Source organism: Collinsella sp. LCP19S3_A6 (assembly GCF_052122015.1).
Classification (GTDB): domain Bacteria; phylum Actinomycetota; class Coriobacteriia; order Coriobacteriales; family Coriobacteriaceae; genus Collinsella.
The window spans coordinates 68,733-85,336 of record NZ_JBQKDD010000005.1; the positions used below are offsets into that span (position 1 = coordinate 68,733).

General features: G+C 59.1%; 16 protein-coding genes. All 16 read right to left on the reverse strand.

Annotated features, from left to right (window positions below):
• Window positions 1–9: 9 nt before the first annotated feature.
• Window positions 10–573, reverse strand: a complete 564-nt coding sequence (gene efp, locus ACTQVX_RS04680) for an elongation factor P (RefSeq protein WP_154515524.1) — start codon at window positions 571–573, stop codon at window positions 10–12.
• Window positions 574–732: 159 nt separating this feature from the next.
• Window positions 733–1,863, reverse strand: coding sequence for a M24 family metallopeptidase (locus ACTQVX_RS04685; protein ID WP_441560370.1), 1,131 nt, complete (start codon window positions 1,861–1,863; stop codon window positions 733–735).
• Window positions 1,864–1,995: 132 nt separating this feature from the next.
• Entirely contained in the window at window positions 1,996–3,105 is a 1,110-nt protein-coding gene (locus ACTQVX_RS04690) for a hypothetical protein (protein WP_441560372.1), read from the reverse strand.
• Complete coding sequence (locus ACTQVX_RS04695) at window positions 3,102–3,635, reverse strand: shikimate kinase (protein ID WP_441537466.1); 534 nt, start codon at window positions 3,633–3,635, stop codon at window positions 3,102–3,104. The genes ACTQVX_RS04690 and ACTQVX_RS04695 overlap by 4 nt, the downstream gene beginning before the upstream one ends.
• Window positions 3,636–3,643: 8 nt before the next feature.
• On the reverse strand, window positions 3,644–4,141 hold the full coding sequence (locus ACTQVX_RS04700) for a YqeG family HAD IIIA-type phosphatase (RefSeq protein WP_117646451.1): 498 nt from the start codon (window positions 4,139–4,141) through the stop codon (window positions 3,644–3,646).
• A 2-nt stretch (window positions 4,142–4,143) separates the two neighbouring features.
• Window positions 4,144–5,577 carry an endolytic transglycosylase MltG gene (gene mltG / locus ACTQVX_RS04705; RefSeq protein ID WP_441560373.1) on the reverse strand — a complete coding sequence of 478 codons (1,434 nt, stop codon included), beginning with the start codon at window positions 5,575–5,577 and terminating at the stop codon, window positions 4,144–4,146.
• A complete protein-coding gene (gene ruvX, locus ACTQVX_RS04710) occupies window positions 5,570–5,998 on the reverse strand; it encodes a Holliday junction resolvase RuvX (protein WP_035138185.1) in 429 nt (142 codons plus the stop codon). The genes mltG and ruvX overlap by 8 nt, the downstream gene beginning before the upstream one ends.
• Window positions 5,999–6,015: 17 nt before the next feature.
• Complete coding sequence (alaS, locus tag ACTQVX_RS04715) at window positions 6,016–8,673, reverse strand: alanine--tRNA ligase (RefSeq protein ID WP_441560375.1); 2,658 nt, start codon at window positions 8,671–8,673, stop codon at window positions 6,016–6,018.
• Between the two features lie 148 nt (window positions 8,674–8,821).
• Window positions 8,822–10,231: an AI-2E family transporter gene (locus tag ACTQVX_RS04720; protein ID WP_441560377.1), complete on the reverse strand. Its 1,410-nt coding sequence runs from the start codon at window positions 10,229–10,231 to the stop codon at window positions 8,822–8,824.
• Window positions 10,228–11,019, reverse strand: coding sequence for an RNA polymerase sigma factor SigF (locus ACTQVX_RS04725; RefSeq protein ID WP_427717298.1), 792 nt, complete (start codon window positions 11,017–11,019; stop codon window positions 10,228–10,230). Before ACTQVX_RS04725 ends, ACTQVX_RS04720 begins: the two co-directional genes overlap by 4 nt.
• Before the next feature lies 1 nt (window position 11,020).
• Window positions 11,021–11,398, reverse strand: coding sequence for an ATP-binding protein (locus ACTQVX_RS04730; RefSeq protein ID WP_154515503.1), 378 nt, complete (start codon window positions 11,396–11,398; stop codon window positions 11,021–11,023).
• Window positions 11,391–11,981 (reverse strand): hypothetical protein, encoded by a 591-nt coding sequence (locus ACTQVX_RS04735; RefSeq protein WP_441016303.1) that lies wholly within the window; start codon window positions 11,979–11,981, stop codon window positions 11,391–11,393. The genes ACTQVX_RS04730 and ACTQVX_RS04735 overlap by 8 nt, the downstream gene beginning before the upstream one ends.
• Window positions 11,982–12,081: 100 nt before the next feature.
• The gene (locus ACTQVX_RS04740; RefSeq protein ID WP_118237456.1) at window positions 12,082–13,431 is read right to left on the reverse strand and encodes a replication-associated recombination protein A; all 1,350 of its coding nucleotides are present in this window, start codon (window positions 13,429–13,431) and stop codon (window positions 12,082–12,084) included.
• 60 nt (window positions 13,432–13,491) lie between these two features.
• Window positions 13,492–14,739 carry a deoxyguanosinetriphosphate triphosphohydrolase family protein gene (locus ACTQVX_RS04745; RefSeq protein WP_441560379.1) on the reverse strand — a complete coding sequence of 416 codons (1,248 nt, stop codon included), beginning with the start codon at window positions 14,737–14,739 and terminating at the stop codon, window positions 13,492–13,494.
• Window positions 14,740–14,770: 31 nt separating this feature from the next.
• Window positions 14,771–15,193, reverse strand: coding sequence for a prepilin peptidase (locus tag ACTQVX_RS04750; RefSeq protein WP_441560381.1), 423 nt, complete (start codon window positions 15,191–15,193; stop codon window positions 14,771–14,773).
• A gap of 77 nt (window positions 15,194–15,270) precedes the next feature.
• The gene (locus ACTQVX_RS04755) at window positions 15,271–16,566 is read right to left on the reverse strand and encodes a glycosyltransferase family 2 protein (RefSeq protein WP_427793780.1); all 1,296 of its coding nucleotides are present in this window, start codon (window positions 16,564–16,566) and stop codon (window positions 15,271–15,273) included.
• Window positions 16,567–16,604: the final 38 nt, after the last annotated feature.

The following is a 16,604-nucleotide window of genomic DNA, read 5'->3' on the forward strand; positions in this document are numbered from 1 at the left end:
AGTTGGTTGCTAGACGCGGGAGACGAACTTGCCGTCGCGGGTGTCAACCTTGATGACCTCGCCCTCGTTGAGGTACATCGGGACCTGGATGACAGCACCGGTGTCGATGGTGGCCGGCTTGGTGGAACCCTGAACGGTGTCGCCCTTAAAGCCCGGGTCGGTCTGGACGATGGTGGTCTCGATGAACATCGGCGGGGTCACGCCCATGAGCTCGTCGTCGGCGAAGAGCAACTGGCAGGTGTCGTTCTCGCGCAGCCACTTGGAGTTCTCGCCCACCATGTCCTCGGGAACGGGAACCTGCTCGTAGGACTCGTTGTCCATGAAGATGTAGTCGGCGCCGTCGTTGTAGAGGTACTGGAACTCACGGGTGGTGAGCATGACGCTCTCGAACTTGGTACCGGCGTTGCAGGTGTTCTCGACGACACGACCGCTCTTGATATCGCGGGTCTTGTAGCGCACAAACGCACCGCCCTTGCCCGGCTTGACGTGCTGGAACTCGACGATGGTGTAGACCTTGTCCTTAATGCGGAGACCGAGGCCGTTCTTGAAGTCGGCGGTAGAAATGGTAGGCATAGCGACCTTTCTTGTTATGGGTAGAACGCACAAGCGTCCAAATTACATACGAGCGAAATTATACACTTGCAGGCGGCGCCTGCGGCGAGCGCATAAAAAGAGAACGTGGGGCGCCCGAATCATTTCGGACGCCCCGCTTCCAAAATCGAACTGAATGGCTTAGCAGTCGATGACGTGCAAGTCGTGCGGGGTCTTGGTGAAGGGCTCATAGCCGTTCTCGGTGACAACACCGTAATCCTCCAAGCGCACGCCGCCCACGCCGGGCAGGTAGACGCCGGGCTCCATGGTGACAACCGAGCCGACCTCGATGATGTTCTTGCTGCGGTTGAAGTTGGGCAGCTCGTGGATGTCGATACCGACACCATGGCCCAGGCCATGGTTGTAGTAATCGCCATAACCGGCATCGCCGATGATCTTCTTGGAAAGCTTGAAGATATCGTTACCCTCGACGCCCGGATGGATAGCGGCGACGCACTCCTCGTGAGTACGGCGCACGAGCTCGTGCAGGTCGAGCTGTTCCTGCGTGGGCTCGCCCATCACGACGGTACGCGTCATATCGGAGCGATAGTCGCAGTAGCCCGCGCCATAATCCATGAGGACGAAATCGCCCTTCTCGATGACACGGTCGCTCGGGACGGCATGCGGGTTGGCGGTGTTGGGACCGCTCGCGACGATGGAGCCAAAGGCCAAGCTGTCGGAACCGTTGGCGAACATAAAGTTCTCGAGCTCGTTGCGAACCTGCTTCTCGGTCATACCGGGCTTAATAAAGCCGAGCATGTGCTGGAAGGCGGCATCGGTGATCGACTGCGCGTGTCGCATAAGCTCGATCTCCTCGGCATCCTTGATGGCGCGCATCTTACGAATGTCGTCATGCATCAGCGGCAGCATGCAGGCGACGGAGCGATCCTCAAGACCACGCTGAATACCCTGGTAAAAGTTAATCTGCATGTCATCCTCGACGGCGCAGACACGACACTTGTTGGCCGCGATCTTGTCGGCAACCCAACCGGGGATGGTGCCCTCGTCCATGTCGTAGACCCAGGGGCTGCCGGCGGGCGTGTTCTCCTCAAAGCTGTTGAGATAGCGCGAGTCGGTATGGAACAGGCATTGATCGGCCGTAATAAATGCGGCGTGCGGAAACTCGAAGGTGTAATCGAAGACGCCCTTCACACCCGTGAGCCAACGGAGGTTGGCCTCATCGCGCACGACGATAGCATCGTAGCCGCGCTCGACCATCAGGGCACGGACACGCTCGATACGACCGGCAGGACCGGCAGCAAACTCAGACATTCAGATTCCTTTCTTATTGTCCTCAAAAAGAGCAGGACGGGCTTCAAACGAATAGCCGAACCACAAGCGATTCGCAACCGATTGAAAACCCGTCCCTCAAAATGATACGAAAGACGATGGATGTCAATAAAGTTAAAAAAGTTCCTTGCGAGAAGCCAGATACGCCTGCGCATGGCGTTCGAGAATCTCGTCCTCGACATTTGTCAGGCGAATGGCGCCGAGCGCCGCGGGCAGCGGCAGCATGCTGCGGTTTGAGCGGGCAAACTGCTGCTTGCGGAACTCCTCGATAAACGCGGTGGGCTCCAAGTCGAAGGCAAGCTCTTCGATGCCAAAGTCCTCCAGGCAATCGTCGACCTCAAACACATTGTCGATATCGAAGTCGCAGGCATCATGTGCTAGGCGCGCCTCAAAGCGCATACCCTCGGAAAGGAGCTGGTATGCGGGAACGTTAGCCGCGGCCTCGCCCAGGCAGGCGCGAAGGGTGCGCTCCCCTGTCTTACCAAAATCGAGTGCATGGCGAGCACTGGGGTTCGTGGCCATGAGCACATCTTTGCGCGCGGTCTGGGACCACTGCACAGCATTGACGAGCGCGACCTCCTCGCCAGCAAGAATCTCGGGAACAGTCTCGGTAAACTGATTCCAGCGGGACTTGCTGCTCGAAAGCATGGTGCCAACAAGCACCACATAGCCGAGCTTGAGATCCTCGGGGTCCGCCTCGCGAACAAGGTCGAGGTCACACACGACCAAGCCCGATTCGGGACGGAACGCGATAGCGGGAAGCGCATTCGACGACGAGGCGACGAGCGGCTTCATGGTCGTCGCGACCGTGAGCATGGCGTCGAAGGTCGTCGGCAGCAGTGCGCACTCGGTACGACCGCACCACTGGTTGGCGCACCAGCAAACAACCGAGCAGGTTGTGGCATCACCAACGGCGACGACCAGATCGTCGCAGGTAATGCCGTTGGCAGATAGCGCGCCAAAGATGGCATCGGCATCGGCCAGCGTGGCACCAGCAGGCAAAATCTCGAGTGGGAGCTGCGACACGACAAAACCGGCATCAACCAGCGCATGCTCGACGACCTCGCCAAAACGCTCTGACGTGGCGTCGTTCCAAACCACCAACGCGCGCTTAGGCTTGCCCACAGCCGAGGCAAACATGCGCGACAGCTCCTCGAACGCGCCCAATCCGACGCGGACATCGACACTGCGGTTTTGGAAATTGATCAGTTGACGGCGAATCATAGCAGCCCACGCTCCAAAAGCATCTCGGCACAAAGGTAGGAAACGTCCTCGAAGGACTTGTTGCGAATATCAAGAGTAATATCGGCGGCCTGGCGATATAGCGGACGGCGATGCTCAAACAGGCGCGCGGCATGCTCGGGCGAACGGAAATCGGGACGCGTGTCGGACCGACGAATCTGGCGAATCGAATCCTCAAAGTCACCTTCGAGATACACACAGATTCCCATCTGGTGCATAAGCTCAATATTCACCGGAGTCTCGACGATACCTCCGCCGCAGGAAACCAGCAGGCTGCGCTCGCTTTGGAGCGAACGGAGCGCCGAGGTCTCGAGCTCGCGAAAACGCCCCTCGCCCTCGGTCTCAAAAATCTCGGTCACCGATTTACCGCAACGACGCACGACAAGGCGGTCGGTATCGATAAAGCGACGTTTGAACATAGTGCCCACGTTGCGCGCAAGCGTCGATTTGCCCGCGCCCAAAAAGCCGATAAAGAAGATATGGTCGCAGCCGTGTTTGGTGTGCTGGGACATAGCGAGACCTATTCCTCGCAGGGAAGGTCGCGCAGGGCCCGGCGCTCAAAGATACGGAAGATCTGCGTATACCACAGGTCCTGAGTGGCCTGCGGCTTTACCAGGATGGTATCGACGCCGGCGAAATTGCCGCTCCACACGTCCGTGTAGAGCTGATCACCGATCAGCACCGCCTCGTCGGCCGTGGCGCCGAGGCGCTTAAGACCCGCCTTGAGGGCAAACGGAGCCGGCTTCATGGCGTGGCTAATGGCCTCGAGTCCCAGCTCGCGTGCCGAGCTCATGACCTGGTCGCGATGCCAGTTGTTAGACACCATGCACAGCTTAAAGCCTTTGGCGCGGGCGGCGTCGAGCCAAGCGGAAACCGCGGCGGGAACCTGCTCGGTGTCGCGCGGCACCAGGGTGTTATCGCGATCGAGCAGAATGGCGCGTTTGCCGTCGGCCCACAGGGTATCAAGGTCGATGCGGTCGACGGATGCAACATATCGTTTGGGGCTGAAAATCCTCATGTTTAATTCCAAGACTGTTGGTGCTCTTCGTAGGTTTGCGAGAAGTACTCCTCGTCCTGCGTAATGTAGAAATACAGGTCATCGGAGTCGGTCGGCTCAAGCGTGGCCTTGAGTGCCTCGAGCGACGGGGAGCAGATGGGCGTGGGTGGCAGACCCTCGTGCTTATAGGTGTTATACAGGCTATCGCTCTGCAGGTCGTCGGCGGAAACCTCCCCACCGGTGACATACATCATGGTCGCATCGCTGTTGAGATAACGCAGGCCGTCAAGCTTGCCGGCAAGGCGGTTGTAGAAGACCGAGGCGACATGTGCGCGCTGCTCGGCGTTGAGACCCTCGCGCTCAACGATGGAAGCGAGATTGATGATGTCGTAATCGGACATCTCCACGCCGTAACGCTCTTTGATCTTGGCCTCGCACCCGGCAAAATCGAGAGACTTGTACTCGGTGTTGAACTGATCGAGCATGGCACGGATAACGTCATCGGCGCTCGGGTCCTTGCCCAGCGAATAGGTCTTGGGGAACAGAAAACCCTCGAGCGAATCGTTGGCGGCGCCCTTAAGGAAGCTATAGTCGTCCACGTAGTTGGAGGCCTTGGCCTGGTTGAGGAAGTCTTCCTTAGAGATGCTGTCGTAGGCCTGGGCCACACGGTCGGCGACTTGATCGACCGTTAGACCCTCGGGAATAGTAAGCGCATTGGAGCCCGCATTGGGGCCTTCCATGAGCTGCTGAACAACCTTGGTCGCATCCATGAATGTGGTGAACAAATAGGTACCAGGCTTGAGCGACATATCGGCATTGAGCTTTTTGACCGCCGCATAGTAATCCTTGGGATTTTCGACGATATGGTTCTCGGAGAGGATCGAGGCGATGGTGTCGCCCGAAGCACCGTCGGGAATGGTCACCGTAACCTGCTGACCAGCCGTAACCTTCGTATCCTCACCGGCAAAGAAGTCCTTGACGGCCGGCACGACAAAGAAAGCGATCGCAGCAAGCGCGAGCACCGCCACCACAACGCCGATGATCATGGGAACCGGAGAACTCTTCTTTTGAGCACCGCGTCGAGCACGCGTGTCGTAGCTCGAGCGGGTCGCCGGAGCAACGCCATGCAAACCGCGAGCATGATGCGAATGCGATTGGGTGGCCTGCGTTCGCCGGACAGGTGCCTGCTGCTTAAAGCGGGTACCGCCTGCAGGCTGGGCCGTACGAGCAGTGGGCTGCTGAGCCGCGCGAGAAGCCGGATGCTGAACCGAACGAGCAGAAGGCTGCTGACCCGTCCGTTGAGCAGGTTGGGCCGAACGAGCGAAGGACTGCACCGGGCGCGCGCCAGGCTGAGCTGCGCGCTGCGTCGGCTGTGCCGGACGCTGGCCAGGCTGGGCAGGGCGCGACTCGGGCTGACGTGTACGATTCGGCTGGCGCGGATCGGAAGCGCTAGGCATGCGAAACCTCCTCGTTTTTGCGATCGAGCCATGTCTGCAAAAACAGGCTGGCGGCAATCATGTCAATCTTGCCCCTCATCTGCTTTTCGTTGAGGCCCTGCTCGCGCAGGATGCGCTTTGCCTCTTGCGAGGACAGACGCTCGTCCTCAAACTCCAACGGAAGATCGAGCTCGTCGGCGATCTTTTGTGCCACGGCGGCAACGCGCTCGGCTTGAGGGCCAGGCTCACCGGCCATGGTCAAGGGACGTCCGCTTACCAGGATGTCGGGCTCATAGTCCTCGACCAGGTAACGGAACGTCTTGGCCATACCGGTGACCTCGGCGGCCGGGAGTACCTTGACGGGCATTGCCATCTTGCCATCACGGCTCGAGACGGCAATGCCAATCCTGGTCTCCCCTATGTCCAGCGCGAGCGCGACCACAGCGACTACTTCGGTTCTTAGGCGCCCAGCGCGGTCTTAGCGGCCGCGAGGGCATCGGCGATACCGGCGGCGTTCTTGCCACCGGCCTGGGCCATGTTGGGACGGCCGCCACCGCGACCATCGACCAGGCCCGCGATCTGCTTGATCACGTTGCCGGCGTGGAAACCGGCCTTGACGGCGTCATCGGAGCCGGCGGCGAGCAGCGCCGGGGTGCCCTTCTCGGTCACGCTGGCGACGACGCAGGCAACGGGGCCGGAAACCTTCTGGTGCACAGTATCCCAGACGTTGCGCAGGTCAGCAGCCTCAAGGCCCTGGAGCTCGGCGACAACAAGCTTGTAGCCATCGAGCTCGACGGCTCCCTCGATAGCATTGGAGATAGCGTCGGAGGAGCCACCGGTCAGGGCCTTCTTGAGCTTATTGGAGGTCTCGCGCAGCTCGGCCTGCAGGTTCTCCACACGAGCGGGAACCTCGTCGACACGGCACTTAAGCGCAGCGGCAGCGGCGTCAACGAGTGCCAGGCGGTCGGCCATGTAGTCGAGGGCACCCTTAGAGGTCACGGCCTCGATACGGCGGACGTTGGAGCCCGTGGAGGACTCGGAAATGATCTTGAACAGGCCGATCTCGGCAGTGTTGGCGGCATGGGTGCCACCGCAAAGCTCACGGGAGAACGGCTGGTCCTCGGCGCCCACGGAGACAACGCGGACAACGTCGCCGTACTTCTCGCCAAAGAGGGCGACAGCACCGGCGGCCTTGGCCTCATCGATGCCCATGACGCGGGTAACGACCGGCTTGGAAGCGAAGATCTGCTGGTTGACCAGGTCCTCGACAGCCTTGAGCTGCTCGGAGGACAGGGCCTCAAAGTGCGTGAAGTCAAAGCGCAGGTGCTCGGGCGTCACCAGCGAGCCGGCCTGGGAAACATGCTCGCCTAGGACCTGCTTAAGGGCGGCGTCGAGCAGGTGCGTGGCGGTGTGGTTGCGGCGCAGGAAGCCACGACGCTCGGCGTCGAGCGCGGCGGTCACGGTAGCGCCGACGGTCAGCGTGCCCTCGGCAACGTGGGCGACGTGGGCATACAGGCCGTTGTGGTTCTTGGTGTCGGCAACCGTCAGCGTAACGCCCTCGGCGGATAGCTTACCGGCGTCGCCCTGCTGGCCGCCCATCTCGGCATAGAACGGGGTGCGGTCGAGCACGACCTCGACGTCCTCGCCGGCGGCAGCGGACTCGACGGACTCGCCGTTGCGCACGATGGCGACAACCTTGGCACCCTCGATCACATCGTTGTCATAGCCGTCGAACTCAGTCGCAGCGACCTTGTCGGAAAGCTCGACCCACACGTCGTTGAAGCTGCCCCAGGCGTCGCCCTTGGCATTGGCGCGGGCGCGGGCCTTCTGGTCCTCCATGCAGGCGGTAAAGCCGTCCATGTCGACGTCGTGGCCAGCGGTGCCGGCGATCTCGACGGTCAGGTCGATGGGGAAACCAAAGGTGTCATGCAGCTTAAAGGCAACATCGCCCGGAAGGACAGCGCCGTCGGCGAGCGCGGCCAGGGCCTCGTCCAGGTAAACGCGGCCGTTGTCGAGCGTCGTGGAGAAGCGCTCCTCCTCGGAGGCGACGATACCCTTAACGAGCGCGACGTTCTTGAGCAGCTCGGGATAGGCCTCGCCCATCTGAGCGTTGACCTCGTCGATGAACTTGGTCAGGAAGGCGCCCTCGATACCCAGCAGGCGACCGTGGAACACGGCGCGGCGGAGCAGGCGGCGAAGGACGTACTCGCGGCCCTCGTTACCGGGGAGGATGCCGTCCGAGATCATGAAGTCGACGGCACGGGAGTGATCGGCGATGATACGCAGCGAGCGGCTGGCACCGGAGTAATCGTCGGCGTCATAGGTCTTGCCGCTGATCTCCTCGCCCAGCTTGATAAGATGCTGCATCAGATCGCCGTCGTAGTTGGCGGTCTTGTGCTGCATGATAGCGGCCATGCGCTCCAGGCCCATGCCCGTATCGAGGTTGCGGTGCGGCAGCTCCGGCATGGAGCCGTCCTCCTGGCGGTCGTACTGGGTAAAGACGAGGTTCCAGAACTCCAGGAAGCGGTCGCAGTCGCAGCCGGGCTTGCAGTCGGGGCTGCCGCAGCCGACCTCCTCGCCCATGTCAAAGTAGATCTCGGAGCACGGACCGCAGGGGCCGGTGGGGCCGGCGGCCCAGAAGTTGTCGTCCTCGCCCAGACGCGAGATGTGATCCTCGGCAACGCCCAGAGAGCGCCACACGTCATGGGTCTCGTCATCCTCGGTAAAGACGGTAAAGTACAGGCGGTCGAGCGGCAGCTTGAACTCCTTGGTGATGAGCTCAAAGGCCCAAGCGCAGGCCTGCTGCTTGGAGACGCCGCCAAATGAGAAGTCGCCGAGCATCTCAAAGAAGGACAGGTGACGGCCATCCTCGCCGATGCAGTCGATGTCGTTGGTGCGGACGCACTTCTGGCAGGAGATCGCGCCGATCTCCTTCATGGTCTTCTTGCCCTGGTAGTACTCCTTAAACTGGTTCATGCCGGCGTTGGCAAGCAGCAGCGAGGGGTCGTCGGGAACAAGGGACGAAGAAGGATAAAGCTTAAGACCGCGCTCCTCAAAGAAGTTGAGGAACTTGGAGCGGATCTCGGCCGTAGTCATTGACGGGTAGTCAGCACTCATAGAGGGAATCTCCTCGGTTTCACATCGAAACAGTTCAAACGTAAAGATATTACCATCCCACCGCGCAAGTGCAAAAAAGAGGGCCGCCAAACAGCGACCCTCCAGCGAATTTGCACGTTATTGCCTATGAACTTGAACTTGAAATGACTTACTGCTCATCATCGTCCATGGAACCGTCGATGCCGGCATTGGTGTCGTCATCCGAGTTGGAGTCATCGTCCTTGACGAAGGGATTCTTGAAAAAGCCCGTAGCATCGGGCTGAAGGCCCGAGAGCTTGATCCAGGGGTTATCGAGCTCGGGCCTGGGCATGGCCTGCGCCTCGGGCGCAGTCTCGTTACCGATGAGCTCGGACTCATAAATGAACGTATCGTCCCCAAGCGCATCGTAGGCGGCGACCGGGTTGCCCTCGGCATCGCGATACGGCGTTCCCTTAAACACGGCGCCGTCGTATGCCACGAGCTGGCGGCCGGTCTCGTTCTCAAAGTAGTAGACGAAAATGCCCTTGAGGGCCGCGCACAGCGGAATGGCGATGACCATGCCGATGGGGCCCATGAGTGCCGAACCAATAACGAGGGCCGTCAGACTCATGATGGGATGCACCTGGACCGAGCTCTGCATGACCTTAGGCGAAATGACGTTGTCGGTGACATTTTGTGCCACCATAGTCACGATCAAGGTCCATAACGCCAGCATCGGGCTGAACATAAAGCCGAGCACCGTGGCGATCGCCGCGCTCACCCAGGGACCGACAACCGGGACCAAGTGCATAATGCCCGTAAAGATGGCCATGAGCGCCGCGTAGGGATGGCCAATGAGCGTAAAGCCGATAAAGGCCAAAAAGCCACCGCAAATCGACGTGATGACCATGCCACGCATATAGCCGCCGACCGAGCGTGAAAGGATGGCAACCATAAAGCGGTAGGAGGTCTCCTTTTCCTGCCCGATGATGGTGCAGACCTCGTGGTGCATACGGGGATAGTCGCAGGCCAACCAATAGGCAAGCACCAGACCGAGGAAGATGACGAACAGCTGCGAGGCCGTATTGGTAATGAACGGGAATACACCGCGACCAAGCTCGGCGGCAATCTGAGATACATACTTGGACGCCACGGTAACCAGCGAAGAAAGATTATCGTCCAGATACTCTTTGAGCGGCGTGTTGTTGAGCGTCTTGGCATGCGAGACCATCTCGTTGAGATCACCGCCCGCAACACGAAGCTGCTCAGGCAGGCGGCTCAAGACTTCCATGATCTGGCCAAAGAGAATCGGCGACAAGATGCAAACGACACCGACGAGCACAGCAACGACCACGATCAGCGCGATAAGCGAACCAATGCCACGGTTGACGCCGTGATGCTCGAGCCAGTTAGTAATCGGCGACATCACAAAAGCGATGATGGAACCGACAGCTAGAAACTCGATAACCGGCGCCAAGATACCCATAAGGTTAAAGATGACGGCGGCGATGACAATGCAGCCGACGACGGCCCAGATACGAAGCGTCAGAATACGGGTATCGCGCAGCGCGCGATCGGTTTGTTGGGGGTGTTCACTCATGAACGAACCATCACTCCGTCGGGGTCGATCTTGTCTTGAACCTTCTTAAGGGTACGGCGCAGCAGACGCGAGACCTGCACCTGCGAGATGCCCAGCTTCTTGGCGATCTCGATCTGGGTCATGCCCTTTACGAAACGCAGCTCGATAACCTCGCGCTCGCGCGGCGAGAAATCGCGGATGGCCTCCTCAATCACCAGGCGGTCATCGGTAAAGTCGAGCTCGTTGTCGTCGTCGGCGTAACGGTCGAGAATTGAAGGCGCGTCGTCAGAATCGGACGCACCGGGGGCCTCGATGGGCACCGAGGTATAGGCCGAGGACGATTCCATGGCCTCCAGCACCTCGTCAACGGTCACGTCTAGGTACTCAGCGATTTCCTCCACCTTAGGCGAGCGCTGCAGCTCGTTAGTGAGCTTGTCGGTGGCCTGGTTAACCTTGGCAGAGAGCTCCTGTAGGCGACGCGGAACGCGCACACTCCAACCCTTGTCGCGGAAGTGACGCTTGATCTCACCCAAGATGGTGGGCGTGGCAAACGTGGTGAACTCAAGTCCGCGCTCGGGGTCAAAGCGGTCGATAGCCTTGAGCAAACCCAGATAGCCGACCTGCATGAGGTCGTCGAGCGGCTCGCCGCGATTCTTAAATTTGTTGGCAAGAAACCTTACCAGGTTCATATGGGACATGACGAGCTGCTCGCGGGCGTCCGGATCACCGGTCTCTTTGTAGCGACGAAACAGCTCGCGGGTTTTCTCCTTGTCCCAAGCGGTCTTACCGCTCCGGGAACGTTCGGTCATATTAGATATCCGCCTTGAGATCGAGGGAAAGCGTCAGGGGCGCCGCAGTCTTTTCGTAGGAATCGCACACGCTTGCCAGAATGAGCTCGGCATATACGGCGGCCTGGTCATCCTCATCGACAGTCGCCTGGTCGCCAAAGGTGAAGGTCATGCCCACGTGAGACTCGTCGACATCGAATTTGATCGAGATAACGTCAGAATCAACGGCCGTGCAGCCAAAGATGAAGGCCTCCTCGGCAGCCATACGAATGTCCTCGATGCGATCGACGGACATGGAACAGAGCGCGCCGACATTAGCCGCCGTCATGCGCACCAAGCGTGCCAGACGCGGATCCCCGGCAACAGTCAGCGTGATAGAGCAAGTTGCTTCACTACTCATCGCAGGACTCCTCAGAGGTCTCGGCGGGCGTGTAGGTGTAATACCGGGCTGCTTTAGCAGCAGGCTTCTGTGCATCATCGTCACCAGCAGCGGCATCGTCCCCGGCTTCGCCAATCAGGACACGCTCGGTCGGTTGCTCGGCTTCGGCGGCAGCGGAAAGATTATGCTCGGCGTCGACCGCGGGAGCCTTCACCTTGTTAAAGAGTTTCTGAACGGCACCGGCCGCAGAGTCGGTCACACTCGACACAGCATTGCTGGCCTCGGCCATGCTGCCCGTAACCTCGGAAATGTCGCGAACCACGGCTTCGACCTCTACGAGATTGGAGGTAAGGGCGTCGACGGCGGTCTTGCTCGACTTGAGGAGCGGCTCAACCTGCGCCAGCGCGGGGGTGAGCTCATCGACGGCGCCATCGAGCTTTGCTACCACGGGCTGAGCCTCGGCGATGGTGTTGTTAAGGTCGCTCACCGTCTTGTCGAGCGAATCAACGACAGTGCGGGTCTTTCGCAGCGTGAGCGCGAGCTCGATGACAGCCCACACGCCGGCAACGGCGAGCAGCAGCAGGGCGATTTGGATGGGACTCATACAAGCCTCCCGAAGGAATCGAAATACAGACGCTGTTCATGGTACCCCAAAGGGGACCGAACATGCCAAGAGCAGCAACGTGAGACAAAATTACCAGCAGCTACTTCGGTGCATTCCCGCTACGGTCGCGCTCGCTTTGCTCTACACGCCACTCTTCCCAGCCGCGGCCGGCAGGCTGCCAAAACGCGCCGCGCTCCAGCCCCTCGGGCAAATAGCGTTGATCGACCCAGCCTTCGGGATAATCATGCGGATACTTATACACACCGTATTCGTCGCTGCCCGGGCGATGACGATCGCGTAGATAGCTCGGCACCTCGCGCAGCCCACTTGAATGAATATCGGCCAACGCCGCATCAATCGAGGCCTCACACGCGTTGGATTTTGGCGCCAAGCACACATAGAGTGCAGCCTGAGCCAGATTAATGCGGCACTCGGGATAACCGATGACCTCGGCAGACTTAAACGCGGCATGCGCCACCAATAGCGCCTGCGGGTCGGCGTTGCCAACATCCTCAGAAGCCTGAATCATAATACGGCGAGCGATAAACTTAGGGTCCTCCCCCGCATCGATCATGCGCGCGAGCCAATAGATTGTGGCATCGGGGTCGCTGCCGCGCATAGACTTAATAAACGCGCTGATGATGTCGTAGTGCATGTCGCCGTTTTTGTCATACGAAAAACCACGGCGCGGATTGGCAATCTTTACGTCATCCACGGTAATGGGATAACGCTCCCCCGCCGCCGGCGCTGGCGTTCCCTCGGTATCGGGACGCGTGACGGCAATCTCGCTCGCAAGCTCGAGCGTCGTGAGTGCCGAGCGAGCGTCACCCGCAGCCAGCGTGCAGATGGTCTTAACCGTATCCTCATCGGCGGAGAACTTGCCGTTCAAACCCTGCGGCGCCTCGAGCGCACGCTCGATAAGCGTGGCGATATCCTCGTCCTTTAAATGTTCAAGTTCCACCACGCGACCGCGCGAGAGCAACGCCGAGTTGACCTCGAAGTACGGATTCTCCGTCGTGGCGCCAATCATAATGACGGTACGGTTCTCAACCGCATGCAGCAGGGCATCCTGCTGCGACTTGGAGAAGCGGTGAATCTCGTCGATGAAAAGAATCGTGCGACGGTCGTACGTATTCAGGCGCGTCTTGGCCTCGTCAATCACGCGGCGCAGGTCCTTCACAGTGCCCGTCACGGCGCTGACCTCGACAAACTCGCTCTTGGTATGGTTGGCGATAATGTGGGCCAGCGTCGTCTTGCCCGTACCGGCCGGCCCATACAGAATCACACTCGACAGCACGTCATGCTCAATCGCGGCACGCAACCACGAGCCCTTACCGACGGCCTTTTGCTGGCCCACGTACTCGTCGAGCGAATTGGGCCGCATGCGCACCGCAAGCGGCGCATTCTGAAAGGAACGCTCACGCGTCGAAGCAGAAAAAAGGTCGTCCATAGCCATCCCGTGCATCAATCAAAAACGTTTTCCATGAACAGTATACCGAATATATACGAACTACCGTTCGTTAATATAGGTACGGTGCGGAAACATCAATCCCGGGAACAGCTTGCTCGTGAGCTCGCAGAAATAACCGTCCGTCATGCTCGCAATGTAATCCACGACCGTCTGCTCCTTATCGTCCTGCCATGCATAGGTGCGATCGTAGTAGGAAAGCTGCTGCTCAATGCGAGAAATGTGGTGCTTAAAGATATACGAGGACTCGTCGCCTTCGTTTATGTCCCGCAGGCAACGGTCATAGAGCTTTTCGAAGGCCTCGCGCAGCTCCGCTTCGGAGTCGCCTTCTATGCCGCCCTTGCTATAGATCTTCTCGTAGTTCTCGCGCTTGGCCCGGCGGATCTCCGCAAACAGGTCCTCGCTCATCTCGATGCGCGGCTTGCCATAGCTGTGCTCGACGATATCAATAGAGGCATGCGTAAGGATCCAGCTGTTGTATGCACCGCCCAGGTCATCGTCAAAGGCGTCGGGTGACAGCAGGCCCGCCGCAATGGCGTCTTGGCGATCGCGCCCAACGTAGGCAAGGATATCCGAGATGCGAACCACGCAGCCCTCGAGCGTCATGGGGCGCAGGTGCTCAATTGCGCTATAACCCGTGGCAATGCATTCCTCGACGGTTCGGTCGAACTGGTTAAAGGAACCCATGTCCGAAAGCTCAAAAACACGCTGTTCGTACTCGCCGTTGTGACACAGTACGCCATCGAGCGTCTGGAGCGACACGTTGCGGCCGTACAGCGCGTCGAGCACGCGAACGGATTGTACGTTATGGAAAAAATAGCGACCCGTTCGCTCGTGATAGATATCGTTGAGGAAACGCTCACCGGCATGGCCAAAGGGCGTGTGGCCCAAGTCGTGGCCTAAGCCAATCGCCTCGATCAGATCGCAGTTGAGCCCCAGAGCACGCCCGATATCGCGAGCGATGCGCGAGACAAGCTGCACGTGCAGGCCGCGGCGCGACAGATCATCGTTGCTGCGAAAACTGAAGACCTGCGTTTTGCCTGCATAACGTGTGTATGCTGGCAGATGCAGAATCTTTTCGATATCGCGCATAAAGGCCGGACGCATAAGCGTGCCCTCGTCTGCGGCCCGATCGACACGGCGGATGGCCTGGTCGTCACCGCATCGATAGGGATTAACGACACCCGAGGCGCGGTCGGCGGCAATGCGCTCGACCAGCTTGGGCGACAACGCCGCGGGAATGCGATCCAGGCGCGCCTTGATGGCGGCTGTCTGTTGATTGATTGCCATGGCATGCTCCTTAAAAAGGGCGCGCAAACGGTTACAGCGTACTACCCACGAACTCGATTATGGCAAATATTGGCACCAAAAACGGCAGCAAAGGCAGCGAGCGCGATTTTACGATGAGACAGGCGGCGGCAAGGGTCAGGAGCGCAACTGCAAACGCGACGACGCCGCTCAGGGGATCGAAGGTGCAAAGGGCAAAGAGCGCCTTGGCATCCCCCATGCCAATGCCGGGGGCATGGCGAAGGCGACGCCAGAGTGACTCAGTAAGCACAAGGGCAAGGTAGACGATGACCGCAAGACCGGCGTGGTCAAGCGCCATGTTAACGCCCTTGTCGAGCCAGACGCCTGCAAACGCCGCCACCGCACACGCGCCGGCAAGCTCATTGGGAAACCGCCGCTCGCGGGCGTCAATCGCCGTGCCGGCAAAGATGCAAATCCAAAACGGGATATAGAACATCGAAACCCCTCAACTGAGCGCTCAAACGTAAAACCACCGCAAAGGTTCTATCCCCTTTGTGGTGGTTTTGATGATGGTTATTTGGCGCCCTGCATGACCTCGTCGAGGGTAACGCTTACGGCGTGCTGCGTCGGCACCCAGTCGACCTTCAAGAACAGCGCTGCCACCGTAATGGGGATATAGCTGAACATAAAGATCGGGAAGGTAAACAGGTTGGTTACCAGACGCCACTTTTGCGCGCAGTGAATATGCTTGTATTCAAAGATAGTCGTGAGCAGCGCCAGGATAAAGAAAGTCTGATACATCATAGCGAAGGTCATAATGAGCGAAGCGGCACACGCCTGCATCTCGACTTCGGTAGCCAAGAAACCGTGCGAAAGGCCGCCCACGATGAGGAACGTCGCATTAGCGAGCATCGAGATCAGAGAGAGCAGCATGCCCGGTGCGATCGTCATAAACATGTCGTAGGCGGCAAAGCGATGATAGCGGAAGGTCGATTTGACCAGGTGCTTACCGTACGTAAAGAACACCTGGTAGAAGCCCTTGGTCCAACGCATACGCTGTTTCCAGGATGCCTTAAACGTCACGGGCTGTTCGTCAAAGAACTCCGCCGGCGCATAGCCAATGCGAATGCCGTGAATGGCACAGAACGTGGTGAACTGAATATCCTCGGTCAGCGTGTGGAACTGCCAGCCGTGCATACCCTCGATAACGCTGGCGGAGATGAGGTAGCCCGAACCCGAAACGGCGCAAGACGTCTTACAGATGTTGCGCGCATTGTTGAGAAAGCGCGCCTCGCGCAGATACCACGTGGCATTAGCTGCCGAGATCCACGAGCTGCCAAAGTTCTTGGAATTGCGATAGCTCGTAACAACATGGAAGCCCTGGTCAAAAGCATCGTTCATCTTGGTCACGTAATCGCGGGCGATAACGTTATCGGCATCGAAGATAAAGTAGCCTTCAAACGTATCGGGATACTCGTTAAGGATGCGGTCGAAGCCATAGTCCATGACCCAGCTCTTGCCTTTACGGGCCAAGTCATTGCGCTCATAGACGACGGCGCCCGCCTCGCGCGCGAGCTGCGCCGTGTTGTCGGTGCAGGCATCGGCGACCACGAAGACCTCGATAAGCTCGGACGGATAATCTTGGTCCTTAATGGAGCGCACGAGGTTGGCGATCACGGCCTCCTCGTTATGCGCCGCGATAAAGAAGGCATAACGATGGAGCTTCTTGGCCTTGGGAGGCGCGACCTCACCACGAAGAGCACCGATGACAAAGAAGACCACCTGGTACAGAAAGCAGACCGTAAGCAGCGTGACGACAATCTGGTTGAAGATCACGATGGGTGTGTTGGTTTGTAAAAAGGCGAGCATGCAGGCTCCCAGGAACGCGTGACGTAAACAACCGTATA